The following is a 22,488-nucleotide window of genomic DNA, read 5'->3' as shown; positions in this document are numbered from 1 at the left end:
CTTTTTATGGTGGACTTACGTTAGTCACAAAGCGCTTATAAAGTGCAGGTAAGTGCGCTAATAAGGCATTTTTACCAAGTAGATCACTGCTTTTAATACATGCATGTAAAGCACTTTCAGTTAGTTGGGTCACTAGTAATTGCGATTGCTTAATGTGACTAATATGCCAAAGTTCAGGCGCTACTCCGTTTAAGTCTTCGCGATAAGGCCGATAAAATCCAAATTCATGAAGGTGTGCGCTTAGCCAATCACTTAACGGTGCAAAGGGGCCAGTTTGTTCATATTCATGGGGTGATAATTGCAGTTGATAATCATGAGTAACGGCACTTTTATCATATACATCAAAGTCAGTACCTAAATGATGCCTACTTGCGCCAGGCAGTGCTGAATAACGCATAATGGCTATACATTTTTCAATATCGCTTAATTGCGTTAAATCAACAACGTCTTGTTGCGAATTATAAACAGGCTTTTGTCCAGAAAATTTGTTATTCCAGATTAGCGACTGGCGTTCAAAATCTCTAAAACTTGATGCAATAGTTAAATCAAACCCGGCTTGTTTAGCTGCGTTTTGTAGCGCGAAAAAATCTTCAATAATAGCGCTATGTAAACGATGGCTTTGGATGTTAGTTAAATGTGCATCACTTTGGCCTGTGATACACGCTATTGTGGGTAATTGTAAATCAGTCATTAGGTTAACAATTGCTCAAGGATTTGCTCGTAAATGTCGGTGAGTTTAATTAAGTCATCTGTACTTACGCATTCATCAACTTTGTGAATGGTGGCATTACGAGGCCCAAGCTCTATAACTTTAGCACCCGTTTGTGCAATAAAGCGCCCATCAGATGTACCTCCCGTCGTTTCTAGATTGGTTGGTGACCCTGTTACAGACTTAATTGCGTTAACCGTTGCATCGACTAGAGGGCCGTGTTCAGTGATGAATGGAAGGCCATTCACAATCCAGCTTAACTCGTAGTTTAATTTGTGTTTTTGTAATATGTCTATTACACGCTGTTGTAATTGTTGATGTGTGACTTCGGTACTAAATCTAAAATTAAATTGCACGTCTAGCTCACCAGGGATCACATTACCTGCGCCGGTACCTCCATTAATATTTGATATTTGAAAGCTGGTTGCCGGAAAAAACTCATTTCCATTGTCCCACTGGGTTTGGCTAAGTTCGGTTAATGCTTCAGTGGCCAAGTGAATCGGATTTTGAGCTAAATGAGGGTAGGCAACGTGTCCTTGAATTCCTTTAACTTTTAAAAATCCGGTAAGCGAGCCGCGTCGGCCATTTTTAACTACATCACCTAATACATCCCGAGATGAGGGTTCGCCAACCAAACACATATCAATCTTTTCGCCGCGAGCTTCAAGTGTATCAATAACTCGGGTGGTTCCATTTATAAATGGACCTTCTTCATCAGAAGTGATCAAAAAAGAAATTGATCCTTTGTGGTTGGGGTGCTTAGTTACAAAACGCTCAGTAGCTACAATCATGGCAGCAAGGGAGCCTTTCATGTCGGCAGCTCCCCGACCATGCAATAAACCATTTTCTATCAATCCAGAAAATGGTGGGTGCTGCCAGTTTTTTGCGGGTCCAGTAGGCACTACATCTGTGTGGCCAGCAAAACAAAAATGCGGCGACTGGTCGCCTTTGCGAGCCCAAGTATTTAATGTATCAGTAAAAAATAGTGACTCTATATTAAAGCCTATCGCTTCAAGCCGTTCATTCATCATTTGTTGACAGCCAGCATCCTCTGGAGTGACAGATTCACGCTGTATCAAAGCTTGTGCAAGTGCAATTACTTCATTCATTATTTAAAAATCTCATCGTATTGCGCGGCTTTAAAGCCTAAATGAAAGTCAGTGCCATTCACTAATACTGGTCGCTTTATCATGGCGGGCTGTTCAACTAATAATTCAATGGCATTTTGCTTAGTTAAATTTTGCTTTTGTTCGTCACTGAGTGCTCTGTATGTAGTTCCGCGTTTATTAACTAGTTGTTCCCAATCTAATTTATCAGCAAATTCCGCGACCATTTGTGTATTAACCCCTTCTTTACGGTAATCGTGAAAGGTAAACTCAATATTATTATCTGTAAGGTATTTTTTAGCTTTTTTAATTGTGTCGCAGTTACTAATTCCGTAAAGAGTGATCATAAGTTACTTCTTTTTAATGATAGTTAATAGAGTGTCTTCGCCTGCCTTTACTTGCAGGTGTGATTGATGAAATGTACCTAGGTTGTGACCATTAAGTAAAATTAAACTTCCCAGCAGAGGGGAGTCTAATTCTCTTAAGTCAAAATATGCTAGTCGTTGACCTTTAAATACTTGGCTGCCATTTAACTGGGCTATATGGGTATGTGTAATTGCTGCAGATTTCGGTAAAGTTAGGTTAATCAGTATCTTCAACCCATTTTTAGCCTGTAAAATAAACTCAGACCCCGCGTTTTTAACCTGTAGTAAAACCCCATCAAAAGGCGCTAATATTTTATGACTTGTTGTTTGCACCATGACGCCTGGGCCAAGGGTACCAAAACTGAACAAAGGCTCTGGGTGGTTACTCAATTCTATTACCTTTCCCGTAAAAGGACTGGTGATATTAATGGCGTCTCGGGGTATTTTATTTTGTGCAATTAGTTCTATTGGTAGTGCTTTCATAAATTAGTTTGTTACCACATTATAGCCATCTTTTTGGAGTGCTTTAATCGCTTCTTTCGCAGTTTGTTTTTTCACTAAAATATAATCAGTGTCGTAAGTTGAAAGAGAAAAAATAGATATTTTTGCCTTTGCTAACACACCAGAAATATTTGCCATAATCCCCGTTAAGGAAAACCCCAAAGGGCCAATTACCTCAAGTGCTTGCCAATTAGATTCCGTATCTAGACTTTGTAATTCAAAATTGCTGGGGCATACAATTGATAGTTCGTCATGAGTTTTTGAGATAAAAAACATCGGAAGTTTTAACAAAGCCGCAGGAATATCTGCATCTATATCTAAACTATGTATAGATAAAATGGTGCTGTGTAATTGTAATGTTTGTTTTGACATTAAAAACCTGCGAACAGCAAAGAGGATTTATTAATAGTATAGATTATTAAAGCTAAATTAAAGCGGTAACTAGGTTGCAAAATGTAGACTAAAAAAACTTACCCACAATTTCTGTGGATAACTATGGGGGTTGAGAGGTATAAATAGCCTAACTAACTAATTTATAATTAGAAATTAGCTAGGCTATAAAAAGCACATGTTTATTAAAGCGTTTAATTAAGGGCTTCTACTTGTGCTGCTTGAATAGCTGTTAATGCAATTGTGTACACAATATCATCAACTAATGCGCCTCTGCTTAAATCGTTCACTGGTTTACGCATGCCTTGAAGCATTGGACCAATACTAATTAGATCTGCACTTCTTTGTACGGCTTTATATGTAGTATTACCGGTATTTAAATCAGGAAAAATAAACACTGTTGCCTTACCAGCAACAGGGCTGTTAGGTGCTTTTTTAAGCGCAACGTTTTCCATAATTGCAGCATCGTATTGAAGGGGACCATCAATAATTAAATCGGGACGTTTTTGTTGTGCTATTTTAGTTGCTTCGCGCACTTTTTCTACGTCTGCACCTGTACCTGAAGTACCTGTGCTATAGCTAATCATGGCTACACGTGGCTCTATACCAAACGCGGCAGCTGAATCAGCTGATTGAATAGCAATGTCAGCGAGTTGTTCAGCATTTGGATCTGGGTTTATTGCACAGTCTCCGTAAACGAGAACCTGATCAGGTAACAACATAAAAAATACCGACGACACAAGCGACGAACCTGGCGCTGTTTTGATGAGCTGCAGTGGTGGTCGAATTGTATTAGCCGTAGTGTTAACTGCGCCAGAAACGAGTCCGTCGACTTTACCTTGTTCAAGCATCATAGTACCTAGTACGACGTTATCAAGTAATTGTTCTCGCGCTACAACAGTAGTGAGACCTTTGCTTTTTCGGATTTCGACCATAGGCTCGACATAATCATTGATGATGCTGCTTGGTTCTACAATACTTACATTTTCGTTAAGCTCTATACCTTGTTGCTCAGCAATACGCATTATTTCTTCGCGATCACCTAATAAAATGGTTTTTGCTATACCGCGTTGCCCACAGATAGCCGCGGCTTTTATCGTTCGAGGTTCGTTGCCTTCAGGTAAAACAACCGTTTTGCCTGCTTTACGCGCTTTATCTGTAAGTAAGTATCTGAAAGCAGGTGGTGAGAGTTTACGTGTTTTCCCCACATTTTTAGCCAGTGAGTTCAGCCAATCTGAGTCAATATATTCAGCATTGTGGCTTTTCACTTTTTCTATACGTTGGTCATCATCGCTTGGCACTTCCATATTAAAGTTATGAAGTAACAACGATGTTCGCCATGTATCGGCCTCTGTCGCTAATATTGGTAGGCCCGTTTGCATCGCTTGTTCGCACAGCGCCATAATACGCTGTTCTGGCATAAACCCACCGGTAAGCAATATTGCACCAATTTTTGTGCCATTCATTGCCGATAAACACGCAGCAACTAAAATATCGGAGCGATCGCCTGGGGTAACTAATAATGCACCAGGTGTGAAGTGGTTTAGAATATTAGACACTGTGCGTGCACAAAATGTAATACGACGTAGGCGTCGATGCAGCATGTCACCTTCGTTAATAATTGTGGCTTTTAAATACGCACTTAGATCTTTTACTCGGGGGGCAACTAAATCAAAATCCCATGGTATTGCACCAAGCAACATGAATGGATTTTTTCTAAAAATTGGTAGGGATGCTAAGCGGTTTAGTTCGTTATCCACTTCATCAGGTTTGTAAGAGTCAACTAAGTCGGCGCGTGCTCTGCCTTCTTCATCTAGCGGAGCATTTACTTTATTAAAAATACAACCTAATACACGAGGGTGGTCAATTCCACCATAGTTACCAGCAGCAATTTCAAGGCGATCTTCAAGTTGAGTAATATTGTCGTTACCAGGCGTTAATACAAATACAATATCTGCACCTAAAGTTTGCGCTATTTCACGGTTTACACGCCCTGCATAAGGCTGTTTACGAGTAGGAACCATGCCTTCAATAATGGCTACTTCATCATCGTTAATTTTACTTTCGAAGCGTTCAACAATTTCTTCTAATAAGTCGTCGCCTTTTGCATCGCCAATCATTTGCTCTGCGTAATCCAGTGCAAACGGGGTTGGTGGGTCAATAGGGGAGCCTTGTTTTATTATTTGTGTCGATTTTTCTGGACCGGTTTCGCCAGAACGTGGTTGAGCAATAGGTTTAAAAAAATTAACTTTAACTGCTTTTTGCTCTAATGCACGTACAAGCCCAACTGAAACTGATGTTAACCCAACTCCCGTAGAAATCGGTATCAACATAATACGGTGTGCCATATTAAAGCTCCTTAACAATGTTTGCAGAGTCTAGGGCGATGACCCATTCCTCATTTGTTGGCATAACAACACTTTTGATACGAGAGTGTTCTGTGCTGATCACACCTTGTTGGCCAAAGCGAGCATCTAAGTTTGCTTGTGCGTCACATTCTATGCCTAAAAAGCCAAGTTGAGTGATCACTTTTTTACGTATGATATCTGAGTTTTCTCCAATACCGCCGGTGAAAATAAGTGCATCAAGACGCTGCAAAGGCACCATGTACGACGCAATTTGCTTAGATAAACGATAGCAAAACATATCTAAGGCTAGAGTTGCTTGTTCATTTCCTGCTACAGCGGCTTCCTCAATGGTACGGCAATCGTTAGAAAGTTCGCTAATGCCTAATAAGCCACTTTTTTGATTAAGTAGGTCATCTATTTGCTGCGCACTATAATCAAGTTGCGTCGTTAAAAAGTTAAATAAGCCAGGGTCAATATCGCCACTGCGAGTGCCCATTACTAACCCTTCAAGGGGGGTTAGGCCCATACTTGTATCAACACTATTACCATTTTTAATCGCACATACTGAGCAACCATTACCCAAATGAGCACTTATAAAATTGCTTTTTTCAATAGGTTGGTTAAGTAATTTTGCTGTTTGGCCGGCAACATAAAAATGGCTTGTACCGTGAAAGCCATAGCGTCTAACACCAAACTCGGTATATAAATTGTAAGGTAGAGCATAAAGGTATGCGACCTTGTCCATTGTTTGGTGAAAAGCGGTGTCGAATACGGCAATTTGAGGCAAGCCTTTAAACGAGGCTTGCGCTGACGAAATACCCAGTAAGTTAGCATGCCCATGAAGCGGTGCAAGCGTAGCCGCTTGAGTGATGCTTTCAATTACTTTGTCGTTAATTAATACTGATTTAGTGAAATGTTCACCACCATGAACAACACGGTGACCCACAGCGATTAGCTGTTCATCTAGTTTATGATCTTTTATTAACGTTACTAACGTATCAATTGCCTCAGCATGAGCTTGATTCGGCGTTAAATCAATGAGGGTTTTAACTCCCTTGAATTTATACTTTACCGACGGAGTTGCTGCACCTAAACGTTCTGCTAAACCAGATATTATTTCATTACCGGTGTTTGCATCAATAATGGCAAATTTTAAACTTGAGCTACCACAATTTAGTACTAAAACATGTTGTGGTTTAGGAGCAGGTGTAGGCATAGATTTGATTTCCATAAATAAAGTTTAGTCAGTGAACGTTAAGCTATTTTGTTACACTAATATATTAATAAAGCGGCTAAAGTGGGTTATTAAGTAAGGCTATCAATAAGCTACTTTAGGCTTTTATTTTAAACCATCTGCTGTATTTAGTTTAGTGTTTTGCATAATTTAACAGCAAAATTAAGCACTTTTACTGATTAAGTGAAACCATATGAATTTGTGTTACAATTTATTGAGCGCAAGCTCATTTATATATTGAATAAAGTTAATGTGAGGAGTCATGATGCAAAAAAGTGTGATGTCACAAGTTCAAATTGGCCGACAGTACGCAAAACAATGGCCAATGCGAAAAGAGCTCGCTCCGTTGTTTAGTGAGTTCAGAGTTATTAAAGCAACAGAACTGGCTATCACGGTTATGCCGATACTTGCTATGTTAACGTTGTTTTTTCAACTTAATTATTTGGGGCCTGATTTTTTACCTCAAGCTATTGCCAGTGCATTATTCTTCATCTCACTACCTTTGCAAGGTTTATTATGGCTAGGGAAACGTGCGCAAACACCACTAGACCCTGTTATGCAAAACTGGTACAAAGAGCTTCACACAAAAATGGTCGCTAATGGGTATCAAGCCAAACTAAGTGAAAAGAAGCCTCGCTATTTAGAATTAGCGCATTTACTTAAAGATATGTTCGAAAAAATGGATAAAGCGTTTACTAAAGAACAGTTTTAATAAACGCTAGCGTTAATCATGCTTTCTTAAATTGCGTAATATAAAATGACAAAGTAACTAGGTGGTCACCTTTTTCTTCTAAGGCCTGCCAATGTTCAGGTCTAAATTTCCACGCAAACGGTGTCATCATAATCAGGTTTTTAACATCATTAATACTCAGTGTAACTTGCTCAGTGATTAAATCTTGGTGAGTTTCAGTGAAACCCTCAGGTACATCTACTTTCGTATGCTTGTTTACTGTTTGGTAAATATAAGCTTTTAACTCTTTTAGATGCCATGGGCCGGGGCTTGCGACCACAAGCGTGGCATTTGGTTTAGCGAGTCTATCAAGCTCTTTAGAAAATAAAGGCGCAAATACACTTATCAGTATATCAGCAAACTCTTTTTTAAACGGTGCCTGGCTGATTGAAGCCACACTAAAATGGCAATGAGCATATCGCTTTGCGGCATATTTAATAGCTGATTTTGAAATATCTACACCATAAATATTTGCTTGTGTGTTATCTGCAATAGCATGAGTGTAAAACCCTTCACCACACCCTAAATCAATAATATTATTACCTTGTAAACGGCTGACAATATCGCTGAGTGCTTGTTGTAAAAACGCATAATAGCCTTGCTCTAAAAAAGTACGTCTTGCCTGTACCATTTCAAGTGAGTCACCGGGCTGTTTAGAGTTTTTGTTTTGAACAGGGAGTAAGTTAACGTAGCCTTCTTTCGCAAAGTCAAAACTATGATTGTTTTCACAACTCAGCGAATTTAAAGAGTGTGATAGCGATTTGCTACATAAAGGGCATTGATATTCAAGACTCATGAGTCAAGGTAGTCCTTGTCGTAAAAAGTTTTAACCCAATGGGGACGGTACGTGATTAAGATAGTGATAGCCATTCCATTTAACATGGCTTCTGGAAACCAAATTATAGCACTTAAATAAACGTAATTGTCTGCAAGTTCTGGCCAATTGTACTGGCCTAAAAAGAAATAAAAGAGGGCACCCAAACTTATTTTGATACATGCTATAAACCCTGCAGTTATAAAAGCACAAACAAATATATATACAAAAAAATGCCGCGGTAAATAGTGATAGCATAAAATAAAACTTAAATAACTCAGCAATATGGGAATAAAAGCGCCAATAAGTAACTGTACAGGTAAAAGGTTAAAACTAACCTGCCCAAATGAAAACAACAAAGCACTTGCTAGTAGGCTACTCAAAATGGCTAGCCGCCAGCCCACTATTAATGTAGCTGCGGTAATACCCAGTATATGTAAGTCTAGGCCGGTTAAAATACCGGCTTTAATGCGCCAAAGTAATGCAAACACAAGGGCATAGGCTAATACGCCGGTTTGCCTCGCAGACGTTTTATAAAGCGATTTATAGGTGTTTTTGTCAAAACTAAAAATCGCAATAGCAACTACAAGGACCCACAACAGCCCTTGTATTTCAGTGTTTAACATTATAGCTACTTAAACGTTGACCAAATAGGCGCATGATCTGATGGCTTTTCGATCGCGCGAAGCTCATAATCTATTCCAGACTCAGTGCAACGCTCAGCAAGTGAATGGGTTGCAAGCACCACATCAATTCGCAGGCCGCGATTATCTAAAAAGCCTTTAGAGCGGTAATCAAACCATGAATATTGATCGTTCACCTCGGGGTAGAGTTCTCTGAATGTATCTTTGAACCCCCAATCTAGAAGTGTTGCTAGCCATTGACGTTCTTCTGGTTGGAAAGAGCACTTACCTGTTTTTAACCAGCGTTTAGCGTTTACCTCGCCAATACCTATGTCCAGGTCTGTAGGGGATATATTTATGTCACCCATAACAACCACATCTTGTTCGGGAGAAAGGTGTGTATTTAAGTGGGTCATCAAATCTTTATAAAATTGACGTTTATACGGGAATTTAGTTTCGTGGCTAATGTTATCGCCTTGCGGGAAATAACCATTCATAACTGTAATGTCGCGGCCGCTATCTTGTTCAATAGTGACACTGATCATACGCTTTTGCGACTCTTCTGTGTCGGTAGCAAACCCTTTTAAGACCGATTTTGGCTCTTTTTTGCATAACATAGCTACGCCGTAATGTGCTTTTTGACCATGAAAGTAGACGTGGTAACCCATTTTTTGAACATCGTCTAATGGAAACGCTTCATCATGAACTTTAATTTCTTGTAAGCCAATTACGTCTGGTTGATGCTTATCAATAACAGCTTGTAATTGGTGAAGACGAGCACGCAGACCATTGATATTGAAAGAAATCACTTTCATTCGATTTACCTTTAAATTAGTGCTTATTTTAATGGTAAATTGTATCAGTAATTTAGCTTATATAACATGTCTGAAATGACAAAATAGCTGCGCAAATGTTGATCAAATGCTGGTGAAAGTTTAAACATTGTTAATGTTGTATTAATTTATAAAATAAATAAAAAATTCAATTGATCTGCACAAAATTGGCTATATAATGCGCGCAAATTCATTGGCAAACTCGTTCACATAGGATCTCTCATGAAAGCACAATTATTTTTAGCGGCAACATTATTAGTATCTTCTTCTGTTTCAGCTCAAAGTAACACTTACTTTAGTCAAGACAACTCAATTGAGTCTAAATTGTGTGTATTAAGCGCAAACGAAGGTTTTTCTGCGGCACGTAAATTAGCAGCTAAGCACAACGTTTACTTATCGCGTTTTTCACAAAGCATTATGTGTAACGGCCAAGATATTCGCGATATTGCAAAAAAAGATTCAACAAACAACATAATTGAAAACAAAGTAGAAGTGTTTGCTAAAGACGCTCAACAAGAAACTCAACTATGTATTACTGCACTAAAGCAAGGTTTAGCGCCAGTACGCCAAAAAATCGGTAACTTAAACTCGCTAAAATGTAATGGTCAAAAAGTTACTGATTTTGTTAAGCGTTACCAAAATGCTGCAATTTAATTAGTACAACAAGAATTAACGAGAGCCCAGCTTTTATAGCTGGGCTTTTTTTTGCAAAATTTACAAGGTTGATTGAAAAGGTTTCAAGTCTAACGCATTGAAATAGAATGAAAAATACACAGGAAACCTGCAAGCTATTGAAATTTATGTTTATTTAATTTTGGCATTAGACTTGTATTAGTTGTTGTGACATTTACTAACAACGAAGGACACGTCTTATGAAAAAGTTAACATTAGCAACAACTATCCTAGCAACATTAAGTTTAGCGGCCTGTGCGTCTAATCAAGGTCTTGATAAAATAGATAGCGACTTTGCAAGTCTAGACAACGATAGTGATGGTTTCATTTCAAAAGTTGAAGCTGACGATGATAATATTTGGGGGCATTTTTCTAATATCGACACTAATATGGATGAAGAAATTAGTCGTAAAGAATTTAATGCCTACATGCAATTAAATACTGGTAAAGTTGCTACTGACAGTGATGTGAGCGAATCAGCTTTTAAAGCAAATATTGCTAAGTTTGATAAAATTGAAAGTAGCTTTGCAAGTTTAGATAACGACAGTAATGGTTACATATCAGTTGTTGAAGGTAATGACGACGATATCTCTAACCACTTTGGTTACATGGACAAAAACAAAGATAAACGAATTAGTAAAAACGAGTTTACGGGTTACATAAAGAAATATGGTAAAGCCGTAGCTGAAGATGATGCATTAAAAGTAATCAAACACAGCTAACTGTGATTTAGTTTCAAAACAGCAAGCCAGTTATAGTAACTGGCTTTTTTTATGGGTAAAGCTCAGTAAGCGCTTATCTTCCAAGGTTGAAATTGCAGCAATCTGTTTGGTATTTAGGCAAAATAGAGCCTGCTTAGTGTGGTTATTCCCTATAAATTGGCTATGACGCAGGAGCCGTTATCGAGCCCACCAATTTACAAACTTTGCGCCGAGATTAAACAGCACCTAGTTTAAACTCATCTTCATTCGTAAAGATAACAGACCTAATAAATTACCAGATATATTTTCCTAGTTAGTGCTTATTCTGTCATAATAGATGGCTGTGTATTTTTATTTATTAAGAGTGTATATGGCTGGGCGGCGAATTAGTGATGAGCAGTTAGTTGAAATCATTGAAGCTGCAATTTTTGTTGCAGACAAACCCATAAGTAAACGCCATATTAAAGACACTGTTTTAATGGATATTGCAATTTCTATGTCACGAATAAACCATGCCATAGAAACGATACAAACACATTTTCAAACCCGTGGTATCCGCCTTGTTGAAGTGGGCAGTGGTTATCGATTTCAAGCATGTAGCAGTTTAAGTCCTTGGTTGAGTAACCTTTGGCAAGAACGAGCGCCTAAATACTCACGTGCTTTATTGGAAACACTATCACTTATTGCCTATCGTCAACCCATTACACGTGGCGAAATTGAGCAAGTAAGAGGGGTAACAACGGGTTCGAATATAATTAAAACTTTACTCGAAAGAGAGTGGGTTAAAGTAGTAGGGCATAAAGAGGTACCGGGTAAACCCGCTTTATACGCCACGACTAAACAATTTTTAGATTATTTTTCATTAACGGGTTTAGAAAACTTACCTGCGTTACCTGCGCAACAAGAAAGTAAAATAGACCAGTTATTAAGTGATCCTTCTGTGAGAGAACCATCCGAATGAATGTACAAGGTGAAAAGTTACAAAAAGTCCTAGCCAGAGCTGGTGTAGGCTCGCGCCGTGAAATGGAAAAATACATTGACGCAAATCGTGTTAGTGTTAATGGCAAAGTCGCTAAATTAGGTGACCGCGTTGAAGAAACCGATTTAATTCGAGTAGACGGTCATACCGTAAAAATTGAAGAGAAAGCAGACAGAATTTGTCGTGTGATAATGTACAACAAACCAGAGGGAGAATTGAGTACACGCAAAGACCCTGAAGGTCGTCGTACTGTATTTGACAGACTACCTCGTATTGATGGCGATCGTTGGATAGCTGTAGGCCGACTGGATGTAAATACATCTGGTTTAATGTTGTTTACTAATGATGGTGAATTAGCAAATCGTTTAATGCACCCAAGTTATGAAGTTGAGCGTGAGTATTCTTCGCGTGTGTTTGGTGAAGTAACAAACGAAACACTTAAAAACTTGATGCGCGGTGTAGAACTTGAAGATGGTCCTGCAAAGTTCACAAATATTAAACCGCTTGGTGGTGAAGGAATTAACCGTTGGTTTAATGTGACGTTAAATGAAGGGCGTAATCGCGAAGTTCGTCGTTTGTGGCAATCTCAAGATGTTGAAGTGTCGCGTCTTATCCGTATTCGTTACGGTAAGTTAGAGCTCGACAAGCGTGTTCCACAAGGTGGTTGGATTGAATACGACTTAGATACCGTTAACTATTTACGTAAAACGGTTAAGTTAGGTCGTGAAACGCAAACTAAACTTTCAGTTATGCCAGAGAAACGTAAAGACAAACGCGCTAAAATTAATCAAATTAGAAAAGCGGTTAAAAAGCACAATCAACGTGTTAAGTCGACTAAACGTAAGTAACATTTTAACGTTCATAAAAAAGCCGCATTGTTGCGGCTTTTTTATTTAGGCTATTAAAAAATTAATACCTGTTACTTTTTTATTTGTGCATCTAATGACTCGCCATTGACTGCAGTTGAATCATCACTCATTAAATATAAGTAAGTAGGCATTATGCTTTCAGGCGTTGCCAACTTATCTCTATCTTCACCCGGGTATGCCGATGCGCGCATTGATGTACGTGTGGCGCCTGGATTAATACAGTTTACGCGAATGTTTGTTTTACCTACTTCACAAGCCCACGTTTGCATCATACCTTCAACTGCAAACTTAGAGATGGCATAGGGCCCCCAAAACTCACGGCCTTTTCGACCAACACCTGATGAGGTGAAAACAATAGACGCGTTGTCTGATTTACGCATTACGGGGAATAATGCTTTGGTGATCATTGCTTGAGCTGTCACATTAACTTTCATGATGTTCTCAAACGTAGATGAACAAAAATGCTCTAGTGGCCCAAGAGATCCAAGTATGCCTGCATTATTTAGAAGCCCGTCTAAACGGCCAAACTGATTTTCAATAGTCGCAGCAAGATCACGATAATTTTGTTTTGTCGCGCCCTTTAAGTCCATTGGTACAATTGCAGGTTTAGGATATCCGGCATTCACAATTTCATCGTATACGCATTCAAGTTTATTTGTTGTTTTACCTAATAAAATGACTGTAGCACCATGTTTGGCATAAGTAATAGCCGCTACTCGGCCAATACCATCGCCCGCGCCGGTGATTAAAATAACTTTATCGTTTAATGCATTTTCAGCTGCTTGATAAGTGTGCATAAAAGTACCAATTGATAGATTTTTTTTGATTTTAACATAGCAAATCGACAAGTAATCGAATTTATTGAAAAATTAGGTGGCGAAAAAAGAAACTTTACGTTAAGTTTAACTGGTCTAATGTCTCATTAATAATCTGATTACATTGTTTTAACTTGATACACTGATTAAACACACTATAAAAATAAAATATGTTCGGAGTCACCAATATGAAGAAAATGCTACTTTCACTCTCTGTCACTGCTGCTTTAGCAGGTTGTGGCGGCGGAGAAACGTTAGAAGATGTTAAGAATGAAACCGCTACAGTAGTACCCATGGCCACGGTTAGCTTTGACCCCGCCAACGGTGTGATTTCTGTTCCCAACGATTTATTAATGAGCGGCACCCAAGATGGTACTTTAAACATTCCGGGTGAGCTAGATGACGATAATGTATCTATCCCAAGAGCAGCTTATGCTGACCCTCAGCTTGCGCTAGGTGCACTTGACGGCTGGTCGTCTCAGGTTCCTTACAAAGTTGATTTGACATTTCCACCCACTGTATCACTTGACGAAGCGTCAGCTGGAACACCAGGCAGCGTAAGAATTTTTGAAGTAATAATGGGTGCAAGCTTAACAGATGCAGAATGTTCTGTTGCTCCAGCAGGCGCTGCTTGTAAGCTAGTAGGTGAATTAACATTTGGTGTTGATTTTGTTACTCAAGCTTCTGGAAATGCCGTTGCGATTATTCCTCTTAAGCCTTTTAAGGCAGGTAGCTCGTACATTAACGTGCTAACTACGGGTCTTAAAGATTCAATGGGTCGCTCTATTGCACCGTCGTCTACTTATGGTTTAGTGAAACAAGAAGCGCCATTAATTACCGCCTCTCAACTGGCATTGCAAGGTGCTGTAAATAGTTACGAGAATGTAGTTGTAAGCTCTGGTGATATTTCAAAAGAAGATATTATTTTCTCCGGCGCAATGACAATTCAGTCAGCGGGTCCGGTACTTGGCACAATAAAAAATCTATTGGCTGCAAGTTTACAGAACGACGCTTTGCCTACACCTGCACTTCAAGTTCCTGAACAACCAATGGTTAATGTGCAACAAGTGTTTGCATCTCAGGGTGTAACGGTATCGGCTGCGTTTTCAGGCGTTCAATATCAAAAAGGTAGCATTATGTTACCTATGTACCTTGGTACGCCAACAGGCACAGATATTAGCGATTTAAACGACACATACTGGCAAGGTATGTGTGATAACGCTGTAGCTCTTCAGGGTTACAAAGCAGTTGCAGGTGATGCATTTCCAACTGATCCTATCAGTGAAAACGATGGGTTATGTTCGGCACTGAGTGGCGGACAGTTACGTGATTTAGGTATCGATAGCACACGTCATTTAACAAAATATAACTCAATTCCTAAAGTACAAAGCATGGCTAACGTGCCAGTACAAATGACTAAGCCAATTTTACCAATTATTAACGGTGTGCGCGCGCAGCTACAGTTACCTGCAATTGAAATGCCTGAAGGTGGTTGGCCTGTTGTTATGATGCAACATGGTATTACAACCAACAAAGAAAGTATGCTTGCATTAACTGCTCAGCTTTCTATTCAAGGTTTTGCAACGATTGCAATTGATCATCCTCGTCATGGTGAACGTGGTGTAGATGTTGACGGTGATGGTAACGACGACTTTAATGCAACAACCGGTTCAGTACTTAGTTACATGAATTTAAGTTCTTTATTAGTTGCACGTGATAGTTTGCGCCAATCTGCAGCAGATTTATTAGGTTTACGTTTAGGTTTAAACTTTTTACAAGATGCAACTATTAACAGCCAAGATGTTACTTACATTGGACATTCGCTTGGCTCTATTGTTGCTCCTGCGTTTATTGCACAGGCTAACAATCCATTAGCGCCGACTGTTGACCCATTATTTAATGTAAACACAGTGGCTCTTGCAAGTGGCGGTGGCGGTATTGCTAGCTTCTTATTAGAATCAGCAGCATTTGGCCCGTTTATTCAAGGCTCTGTACTTTCTCAAGCTGGTACAACTGAAGCTGATGAGTTTAATGCCTTCTTGCAAGGTGATGCAGTTTCTAACTGTGGCGCTACACTACCCGATATGGAAGCATACTTAACGTGTGGTTATAACGAATACATTGCGTCTATTACAACGGCAGGCGAAACAGCTAAGCTTACAAATATTCAAGGCGTGTTTACGCAGTTTGCGTTTGCTTCTCAAACAGCATTAGATAGTGGTGACCCAACTAATTACGCAGCAGCGGTACAAGCGTTGGGTACACCTGTTTATACTAATGTAGTAGTGGGTGACGGCGGTGAAAACAAGCCAGATCAAGTTATTCCACCAATGGCTGCTAACAATCCTATTTCTGGCACAATTCCACTTGCTAATTTTATGGGATTAGAAGCAGTAAGCACAACGCAGGCAATGACAGAAACACCATCTAGCTACTTAGTTAAATTTTCTAAGGGTCATCATGGTTCTATTTTGACACCTGCACAAGATGCTGCTCAGTCATCTACTGCAGAGGGAAGTGCTGCTGCAAATGCTGAAATGCAAATGCAAGTTGCTGTTTATTTAGCTACTCGCGGTCGTACGTTATTAGTAACAAACAGTGATGTTGTTACTGACTAAACATACGCTCTAAAATATATCTAATACAAAGCCACTTTAAAGTGGCTTTTTTTTGCTTAAAAGCATGATAAATTAGCGTAAATTTAAAATCGGAGAAATCAGTTGGAATTTTTATACGAATACGGTTTGTTTTTTGCCAAAACAGTTACCTTTGTTATCGCGGTAGGACTTATTTTAATGATGCTTGTTGGCGCTGCTGTAAAGCCAAAAGCAAAAAAGGGTGAAATACAAATTGATGATGTATCGGCTCAGCTGAGTGAGCTTAAAGAAGATTTTTTACAAAATACATTAAGTAAAAAAGAACTTAAAGTGCACGATAAAGAGCGTAAAGCGCTCGACAAAAAGTCAGATAAAGAAGGTGTAAAACCTCGTCTTTATGTTATTGACTTCATTGGGAGTATGGATGCTCATGAAGTTGAGAGTTTAAGAGAAGAAATTACAGCAATCATTTCAATTGCAGATCCTAAAAAAGATAAAGTCCTAATTCGCTTGGAAAGTGGCGGCGGAGTAGTACATGGTTATGGGCTTGCTGCATCGCAATTGCAACGCATTAAATCGGCAGGAATACCGCTGAGTGTGTCTATTGATAAAGTAGCAGCAAGTGGTGGTTACATGATGGCTTGTGTTGCTGATGAAATACTAGCAGCGCCTTTTGCTATAGTTGGGTCTATTGGCGTAATAGCGCAAATTCCAAATTTTAATAAAATTTTGAAAAAAAATGATGTTGAGTTTGAACAAATTACTGCAGGTGAGTTTAAACGAACTTTAACTCTTTTTGGTGAGAACACAGACAAAGCACGTGAAAAGTTTCGTGATGAAATAGAACAAACGCATGATTTATTTAAAACCTTTGTTAGTTCACAGCGTCCGAGTTTAGATATAGACCAAGTTGCAACGGGTGAGCATTGGTTTGCAACACAAGCAATAGACAAAGGCCTAGTTGACGTTATTAAAACAAGTGACGATGCATTACTTGAACAGCAATACAAACGTCAAATATATAAGGTTAAGTACAAAGTAAAAAAAGGACTAAGCGATAAATTTGCGCTTGGGCTAAGTAGTGGCGTAAATAAAATAGGGATAAACTTAATATCTAAGTTTAAATCGCTAAATCCGTAGATGTTCGTGCAAGAATGTTAAGCATAAAAAACCCTGATAATTATCAGGGTTTTTTCGCACCATAAAATGCATGGCAATTAGTCAATTGACTTATGGTAATCTTCTAAATCTTTTGCGGCATTAGGGTCGTTAAATATAGTTTCATCTAACTCACCTTCGCTTTTAGCAACCGCACAGGTAACCATACAATCGCCTGTAACATTGACAGCGGTGCGAGTCATATCTAACAGTCTATCTACACCAATAATTATGGCAATGCCCTCTACCGGCAAGCCCACTTGATTAAGCACCATCGCAAGCATTATTAAACCAACCCCAGGTACACCTGCCGTACCGACGGACGCAAGTGTGGCTGTTAAAATTACCATTAAGTAATCAGACACCGTTAAATCAACGGCAAAAACTTGTGCAATAAATACCGTAGCCACACCCTGCATGATTGCAGTGCCGTCCATATTAATGGTTGCACCTAGCGGAATAGTAAATGAAGCTACAGAATTACTGGCACCTAACTTTTTAGTTGCTGTTTCAAGTGTTATTGGCATGGTTGCACTAGAGCTTGATGTACTAAAGGCAAATAAACACGTGTGTTTCATTTTTGCTAAGAAAGTAGCAGGGTTTAAGCCGGTAAGGAGTTTTAATAACAAGGTGTAGTTTACAAAGGCATGAAACAATAGCGCTAATACAACAACACCAAAGTATTTAGCTAAACTTACAATCAAATTAAGTTCAATGGTAGTAAATAGTTTGGCCATTAAAAAGAACACACCGTAAGGGGCAATGTTCATTAGTAACGTTACTAACTTTAAGATAACGGTGTTCAAATCTTCAAAAACAGCTGCAACACGTTTACCTGCAGAGCCACTTAAAGCCATAGCAATACCAAATAGCAATGCAAACACAATTACTTGCAACATGTTACCTTTTGCCATCGCTTCAAAAGGATTAGTAGGAAACATATCAATAATAACGCGCGCAAGGGTTGGGGCTTCTTTTGCATCGTAACTTGCCTGAGATGGCAAGCCAATGCCTTCACCTGGGTTAAATAATAAGGCAAGAGTCATAGCCACGGTTATGGCTATCGCTGTTGTAATCAAATACAGCCCAATTGATTTACCACCTAAACGGCCTAATTTTTTTGGGTCGCTTAAGCTGCAGGTTCCACATACCAACGACACAAAAACAAGAGGAACAACGAGCATTTTAAGGCTAGCAATAAATATTTGACCGCCGACATGAAAAATACCGTCAACAAAAAATGCTTTAATTGGCAAAGAGAATAACCCAAGAGGGATTAGATAATCGTCTTGACCAGCTAAGATTGCTTGAAATATAAAACCAACTGTAACACCGAGCACCATACCAATCATGATGCGAGTAGTTAAACTTAACGTACCGATTTTTGACATACACCGAATCTACTTTTTATAAATTTGCCATAGACTACCAGTAAGAAATTATTTACTACAGAAAAAATTAGTATTTACACGAAATATTTTTGTACAAAAAAGTAATAAAAAACTGTGATTTTAGACTAAGTTATAGGTTAATATGAGGTAAACAACATATTGTTAATAATAACAACGCTAGGGAGAGGTTCATGCCTTTAATGCGACTACTTGGCATTTCATTGCTCAGTTTATTACTCACAGCCTGTGGTGGCGGTGGATCAATTGAAAAAAGCGGTACAGTTGGTGGCACTGATACAGACACAGATACAACAACCTATACATTAACGCTTCAAGGGTTCTCTCAAGCAGACGCAACGCAATCAAATACTGTCACAAATACAGCTTCGTTAGATTTACGTGCAACCCTAAAAGACAATGATGGCGCTGTTGTTGCTGGCAAACGTATCACGTTCACGTTGGCCGATGATATTGGGGGTTTAAACCCTGATTCAGCGCTGACGCAAAATGATGGTATAGCAACAATCGAATTAAGTGCAGGCTCAGAGGCGGGTGCTGGTGAAGTTACTGCCACATATAATGGCGATGATGAAACATATACAGCCACATTTGCATTTCAGTCAACGGGTGGTCAAGGTGACGACACTGGCGTGAGTGGTTCAACAACATTAGAAGTCAAAATTGTTGACCAAAATGGTGAAAAATTTACCAGTACAAACCCAGTCACGGCAGATAACACCGGTGTTGTTGTTGCAACGTTAAAATCAGATGGTGTAGCAGTTGCAGATAAGCTTATTTCTTTTGGCACTAATTTTACAGGTGTTATAACGCCTGAGCTTGGCACTGCAATCACAGATGACTCGGGTGAAGCACGCGTCACATTAGGTAGTGGTGTAGCAACAGGTGCAGGCCAAGTTGTAGCTAGTTATTCTCCAGCAAGTGGTACAAACGTAAGTAATACAGCTGTTTTTTACTCATCGGGTGATGGGGCTGCGCAAGATGAAGCGCAATTTTCAGTTTCCATAAAACTACTTACAGGTTGTAATGCGGATTGGGATGATAACCGCAGCAATGTTAAATTAGATCCGTTATCTGTAGCGTCTGGTTGTACTGTAACCAACAGCATTTCATCTTCTGAATTGGGTGAATTATTTGTCGAGGTCACTAACGAGCAAAGTGGCGAAGGCAGTAAAAACGCGCTTGTAAATATTGAAACTAATTTAGGTACAATTCTACCTTCTTCGGGTACTGCTTTAACTGATAACTTTGGTATTGCACTATTAAAACTTCAGCCAGGTAATACCGGTGGGGCAGGAACTGTTACGGCAACGGCTCTAGATGAAAGTGCATCTTTAAATTTTGCAGTAGGTATTGCAAACTTAACGCTTAGCGTTGATAACGGATTGAATACCAATGATGACGGGAGTGTAATACCACTTAAAGCAGGTGGTAGTACTGTCATTGAAGTAACGCTTACAGACGAAAACGGAAACTTATATTTAACGGCTACTGACGTTGAATTTAGCTCTACCTGTGCAGTTGCCGGTGAGTCTGTAATTGATGACAGCGTAAAATCGTCAAATGGTATTGCTACAGCAACTTACAGAGCAACAGGTTGTAACATTGACGATGATGTAACAATTACTGTTGAAACAGGCGGACAAAACTTTACTGAATCAACGGTTATTCCAGTAGAAAGCTCTGCAGTACAATCTATTCAATTTGTAGATGTAAGCGAGACATTTATAGCATTACCACCAGGCGAAGGTGGTTTACCAACGCAATCAATCGTTACGTTTAAATTACTTGATGCTGATAATATAGCGTCTTCTCAGCAACGAATAGATTTTAAATTAACTGATTCAGTGGGCGCTGCAAACTTAACGCTTACCAGTGGCAATACCGATAATGAAGGGCTAGTACAAACGACTGTAACCTCAGGTATTGTGCCGGGGCCTTTAGTTGTTAAAGCGTGTTATGTATCTAAAGACGATGTTAAAGCACTGCCCGAAGGTGATGATTTAACGTGTTGGGTTGATGACTTTGAATTGTGTCAAACTGATCCTGGCAATGAAATTTGCCCTGAAGGTACATTAAATTTAATCCCACTTTCTGAACAAATTAGTTCTGTATCTGCGCAGCTTACGCTTGCTTCAGGTGTGACTGATCAAAACAGCTTTGATTTAAGCCCAACTACATTTAATACTAATTCACTTTACTACAACGGTATTATTACTGATTTAACTGTATTTTTTGGTGATCAGTTTAATAATTATAACGGCGATGGTGTAGAGGCAACGGTTCTTTCAGAGGCTGGCGTAGTTGGTTCGTCAAGTAACGAAGAGACATGTAAAACAAATGACGCTACTTGTGTCGTCACGTGGCGCTCACAAGGCGACCGCCCATTCGAAGATTACAAATGGGGTAACAGAATCGGTGAAATTGATGGCAATGCGTCGACAACTGAAGGTATTAACCCTAAAACAGGCCAAATTAACTGTGACCCATACTTTGGTGCAGCTGCACCGTGTATTAATGGTATTACACGCGCTAAAAATGACGAAAACGGCGTAGTAATGGGCGGGCGTGTAAGTGTGCTTGCAGTTACCAAAGGCCAAGAGAACTTTGTAGATGAACAATCAACTGATGGCGTAAAACGCACGAATGGCTTATTCGATATAGGTGAATACTACGCAAGTTATGATTTACCTGAAGCCTTTATTGACCACAATGAAAACAATAGCTTTGATAAAGCGGATTGTAGCGATGCTCGCGGCGATGATTACGATCCAGTAACAGATGCTTGTTCAGAGTTAAACTCGCGTGGTGGACATAACGAAACGTGGCGTGATTTAGACAATGACGGAATTTACGATGCCGCTGACGGCCTATACAATGGTTTATTATGTAGTGAAGCTGCAAATGCTGCCGGTGAATGTTCGCGCGAGTTGGTTGAGGTTCGTAAAAACATTGAACTAGTTATGTCAGGTGATGAACCCTACGTGCGTTTCTCTGTTGTTAAAACGGATGCATTACCAGCGCCATTTGAAGTATTTGTGCCCGCTGATTGTTCAAGTTCAGTCTCTGGTAGCAGAACATTTGTAGAGTTAGAGGAGTCGGATGTATCTCAGCGTTGTGATGTTGCTGCTATCGACTTATCGGTTAATAATGTCGAAATCGCTAATCCTGATTTCGATCCTAATGACCCTGATGAAACAGACCCTGAAACACTCACTGTAGACATAGGTTTAACTTCAATGGCTGTGCGTATTCACTATACAGATGAATTTGGTAATCCATTACCTGCAAACACAGTGGTATCTTTAACGACGAGTAATGGCGATCTGTCAATCATTAGTCACAGTGAAACGATACCGAATACCAATACAGATAAGCCTATGTACTCGGATGTATTAATTTCACGAGAGACAGACGGTAACGACCAAACAAGTGGGGTTCTAAGTATTACTTTTGAATTTGAAAACCAACTAGGGGCTAGTAAAACCGTCTCGAGAGGCATCACAATTTTTGATGATGTTTAAGTTTTCGTAAAAAATGCCAACCTTTAGGTTGGCATTTTTCTTTGTGTTCTATATATTCCACAGCAATTATTCTAAAAACACCAGTTTGTCTAAATTAGCAACAAAAATTGT

20 protein-coding genes are annotated in these 22,488 nt (G+C 39.3%); 8 read left to right on the top strand and 12 right to left on the bottom strand.

The window, feature by feature from the left end; genetic code table 11:
- Positions 1 to 4: 4 nt before the first annotated feature.
- The 7 genes from AC27I2_RS09955 to AC27I2_RS09925 form a co-directional block, all read right to left on the bottom strand.
- Positions 5 to 691: a M15 family metallopeptidase gene (locus tag AC27I2_RS09955; RefSeq protein ID WP_487204179.1), complete on the bottom strand. Its 687-nt coding sequence runs from the start codon at positions 689 to 691 to the stop codon at positions 5 to 7.
- Positions 691 to 1,818, bottom strand: a complete 1,128-nt coding sequence (gene dapE, locus AC27I2_RS09950; protein ID WP_487204178.1) for a succinyl-diaminopimelate desuccinylase — start codon at positions 1,816 to 1,818, stop codon at positions 691 to 693. Before dapE ends, AC27I2_RS09955 begins: the two co-directional genes overlap by 1 nt.
- Entirely contained in the window at positions 1,818 to 2,162 is a 345-nt protein-coding gene (locus AC27I2_RS09945) for an ArsC family reductase (protein ID WP_058404428.1), read from the bottom strand. The genes dapE and AC27I2_RS09945 overlap by 1 nt, the downstream gene beginning before the upstream one ends.
- A gap of 3 nt (positions 2,163 to 2,165) precedes the next feature.
- Positions 2,166 to 2,663 (bottom strand): PTS glucose transporter subunit IIA, encoded by a 498-nt coding sequence (locus AC27I2_RS09940; protein WP_487204177.1) that lies wholly within the window; start codon positions 2,661 to 2,663, stop codon positions 2,166 to 2,168.
- Between the two features lie 3 nt (positions 2,664 to 2,666).
- Positions 2,667 to 3,053 carry an ACT domain-containing protein gene (locus AC27I2_RS09935; RefSeq protein ID WP_487204176.1) on the bottom strand — a complete coding sequence of 129 codons (387 nt, stop codon included), beginning with the start codon at positions 3,051 to 3,053 and terminating at the stop codon, positions 2,667 to 2,669.
- A gap of 212 nt (positions 3,054 to 3,265) precedes the next feature.
- The gene (pta, locus tag AC27I2_RS09930; protein ID WP_487204175.1) at positions 3,266 to 5,419 is read right to left on the bottom strand and encodes a phosphate acetyltransferase; all 2,154 of its coding nucleotides are present in this window, start codon (positions 5,417 to 5,419) and stop codon (positions 3,266 to 3,268) included.
- 1 nt (position 5,420) lies between these two features.
- Positions 5,421 to 6,635: an acetate kinase gene (locus AC27I2_RS09925; protein ID WP_058404432.1), complete on the bottom strand. Its 1,215-nt coding sequence runs from the start codon at positions 6,633 to 6,635 to the stop codon at positions 5,421 to 5,423.
- Positions 6,636 to 6,918: 283 nt separating this feature from the next.
- Here AC27I2_RS09925 and yfbV point away from each other — a divergent pair, with 283 nt between their 5' ends.
- Positions 6,919 to 7,365, top strand: coding sequence for a terminus macrodomain insulation protein YfbV (gene yfbV, locus AC27I2_RS09920; RefSeq protein WP_058404433.1), 447 nt, complete (start codon positions 6,919 to 6,921; stop codon positions 7,363 to 7,365).
- Between the two features lie 16 nt (positions 7,366 to 7,381).
- Here yfbV and AC27I2_RS09915 read toward each other — a convergent pair whose 3' ends face one another.
- Genes AC27I2_RS09915 through xthA form a run of 3 tightly spaced genes read right to left on the bottom strand, consistent with a single transcriptional unit; the run spans position 7,382 to position 9,635 of the window.
- On the bottom strand, positions 7,382 to 8,179 hold the full coding sequence (locus AC27I2_RS09915) for a putative RNA methyltransferase (RefSeq protein WP_487204174.1): 798 nt from the start codon (positions 8,177 to 8,179) through the stop codon (positions 7,382 to 7,384).
- Complete coding sequence (locus tag AC27I2_RS09910) at positions 8,176 to 8,823, bottom strand: energy-coupling factor ABC transporter permease (RefSeq protein ID WP_487204173.1); 648 nt, start codon at positions 8,821 to 8,823, stop codon at positions 8,176 to 8,178. Before AC27I2_RS09910 ends, AC27I2_RS09915 begins: the two co-directional genes overlap by 4 nt.
- 5 nt (positions 8,824 to 8,828) lie before the next feature.
- On the bottom strand, positions 8,829 to 9,635 hold the full coding sequence (gene xthA, locus AC27I2_RS09905; protein ID WP_058404436.1) for an exodeoxyribonuclease III: 807 nt from the start codon (positions 9,633 to 9,635) through the stop codon (positions 8,829 to 8,831).
- Between the two features lie 240 nt (positions 9,636 to 9,875).
- Here xthA and AC27I2_RS09900 point away from each other — a divergent pair, with 240 nt between their 5' ends.
- From AC27I2_RS09900 to rluB, 4 genes are all read left to right on the top strand, one after another.
- Positions 9,876 to 10,307 (top strand): exonuclease III, encoded by a 432-nt coding sequence (locus AC27I2_RS09900; RefSeq protein ID WP_487204172.1) that lies wholly within the window; start codon positions 9,876 to 9,878, stop codon positions 10,305 to 10,307.
- 218 nt (positions 10,308 to 10,525) lie between these two features.
- Entirely contained in the window at positions 10,526 to 11,047 is a 522-nt protein-coding gene (locus AC27I2_RS09895; RefSeq protein WP_058404438.1) for an EF-hand domain-containing protein, read from the top strand.
- Between the two features lie 349 nt (positions 11,048 to 11,396).
- On the top strand, positions 11,397 to 11,987 hold the full coding sequence (gene scpB / locus AC27I2_RS09890) for an SMC-Scp complex subunit ScpB (RefSeq protein ID WP_058404439.1): 591 nt from the start codon (positions 11,397 to 11,399) through the stop codon (positions 11,985 to 11,987).
- Positions 11,984 to 12,853, top strand: a complete 870-nt coding sequence (rluB, locus tag AC27I2_RS09885) for a 23S rRNA pseudouridine(2605) synthase RluB (RefSeq protein ID WP_487204171.1) — start codon at positions 11,984 to 11,986, stop codon at positions 12,851 to 12,853. Before scpB ends, rluB begins: the two co-directional genes overlap by 4 nt.
- 71 nt (positions 12,854 to 12,924) lie before the next feature.
- On the opposite strand, the gene AC27I2_RS09880 is transcribed toward rluB, so the two are convergent.
- Positions 12,925 to 13,671: a YciK family oxidoreductase gene (locus AC27I2_RS09880; protein ID WP_058551847.1), complete on the bottom strand. Its 747-nt coding sequence runs from the start codon at positions 13,669 to 13,671 to the stop codon at positions 12,925 to 12,927.
- A gap of 206 nt (positions 13,672 to 13,877) precedes the next feature.
- Between AC27I2_RS09880 and AC27I2_RS09875 the strand changes: the two genes are divergently transcribed.
- Both AC27I2_RS09875 and sohB read left to right on the top strand, forming a co-directional pair.
- A complete protein-coding gene (locus AC27I2_RS09875) occupies positions 13,878 to 16,307 on the top strand; it encodes a VolA/Pla-1 family phospholipase (protein ID WP_487204170.1) in 2,430 nt (809 codons plus the stop codon).
- A gap of 102 nt (positions 16,308 to 16,409) precedes the next feature.
- Positions 16,410 to 17,426, top strand: coding sequence for a protease SohB (sohB, locus tag AC27I2_RS09870; protein ID WP_487204169.1), 1,017 nt, complete (start codon positions 16,410 to 16,412; stop codon positions 17,424 to 17,426).
- A gap of 77 nt (positions 17,427 to 17,503) precedes the next feature.
- Here sohB and AC27I2_RS09865 read toward each other — a convergent pair whose 3' ends face one another.
- On the bottom strand, positions 17,504 to 18,835 hold the full coding sequence (locus tag AC27I2_RS09865) for a dicarboxylate/amino acid:cation symporter (RefSeq protein WP_010557477.1): 1,332 nt from the start codon (positions 18,833 to 18,835) through the stop codon (positions 17,504 to 17,506).
- A 191-nt stretch (positions 18,836 to 19,026) separates the two neighbouring features.
- Between AC27I2_RS09865 and AC27I2_RS09860 the strand changes: the two genes are divergently transcribed.
- On the top strand, positions 19,027 to 22,377 hold the full coding sequence (locus AC27I2_RS09860) for an autotransporter outer membrane beta-barrel domain-containing protein (RefSeq protein WP_487204168.1): 3,351 nt from the start codon (positions 19,027 to 19,029) through the stop codon (positions 22,375 to 22,377).
- Positions 22,378 to 22,488: the final 111 nt, after the last annotated feature.

This window comes from Pseudoalteromonas sp. NH0006-46 (assembly GCF_057547735.1).
The sequence above is the reverse complement of the archived record's forward strand: the minus strand, read 5'-3'. Positions and strand labels throughout refer to the sequence as shown.

Coding starts and splice junctions, on each gene's coding strand:
- AC27I2_RS09860 (WP_487204168.1), top strand. CDS start 19,027: ATGCCTTTAATGCGACTACTTGGCATTTCATTGCTCAGTTTATTACTC.
- AC27I2_RS09895 (WP_058404438.1), top strand. CDS start 10,526: ATGAAAAAGTTAACATTAGCAACAACTATCCTAGCAACATTAAGTTTA.
- scpB (WP_058404439.1), top strand. CDS start 11,397: ATGGCTGGGCGGCGAATTAGTGATGAGCAGTTAGTTGAAATCATTGAA.
- AC27I2_RS09875 (WP_487204170.1), top strand. CDS start 13,878: ATGAAGAAAATGCTACTTTCACTCTCTGTCACTGCTGCTTTAGCAGGT.
- AC27I2_RS09925 (WP_058404432.1), bottom strand. CDS start 6,635: ATGCCTACACCTGCTCCTAAACCACAACATGTTTTAGTACTAAATTGT.
- AC27I2_RS09865 (WP_010557477.1), bottom strand. CDS start 18,835: ATGTCAAAAATCGGTACGTTAAGTTTAACTACTCGCATCATGATTGGT.
- xthA (WP_058404436.1), bottom strand. CDS start 9,635: ATGAAAGTGATTTCTTTCAATATCAATGGTCTGCGTGCTCGTCTTCAC.
- AC27I2_RS09910 (WP_487204173.1), bottom strand. CDS start 8,823: ATGTTAAACACTGAAATACAAGGGCTGTTGTGGGTCCTTGTAGTTGCT.
- AC27I2_RS09915 (WP_487204174.1), bottom strand. CDS start 8,179: ATGAGTCTTGAATATCAATGCCCTTTATGTAGCAAATCGCTATCACAC.
- pta (WP_487204175.1), bottom strand. CDS start 5,419: ATGGCACACCGTATTATGTTGATACCGATTTCTACGGGAGTTGGGTTA.
- yfbV (WP_058404433.1), top strand. CDS start 6,919: ATGCAAAAAAGTGTGATGTCACAAGTTCAAATTGGCCGACAGTACGCA.
- AC27I2_RS09880 (WP_058551847.1), bottom strand. CDS start 13,671: ATGCACACTTATCAAGCAGCTGAAAATGCATTAAACGATAAAGTTATT.
- AC27I2_RS09945 (WP_058404428.1), bottom strand. CDS start 2,162: ATGATCACTCTTTACGGAATTAGTAACTGCGACACAATTAAAAAAGCT.
- AC27I2_RS09900 (WP_487204172.1), top strand. CDS start 9,876: ATGAAAGCACAATTATTTTTAGCGGCAACATTATTAGTATCTTCTTCT.
- dapE (WP_487204178.1), bottom strand. CDS start 1,818: ATGAATGAAGTAATTGCACTTGCACAAGCTTTGATACAGCGTGAATCT.
- AC27I2_RS09940 (WP_487204177.1), bottom strand. CDS start 2,663: ATGAAAGCACTACCAATAGAACTAATTGCACAAAATAAAATACCCCGA.
- AC27I2_RS09935 (WP_487204176.1), bottom strand. CDS start 3,053: ATGTCAAAACAAACATTACAATTACACAGCACCATTTTATCTATACAT.
- rluB (WP_487204171.1), top strand. CDS start 11,984: ATGAATGTACAAGGTGAAAAGTTACAAAAAGTCCTAGCCAGAGCTGGT.
- AC27I2_RS09955 (WP_487204179.1), bottom strand. CDS start 691: ATGACTGATTTACAATTACCCACAATAGCGTGTATCACAGGCCAAAGT.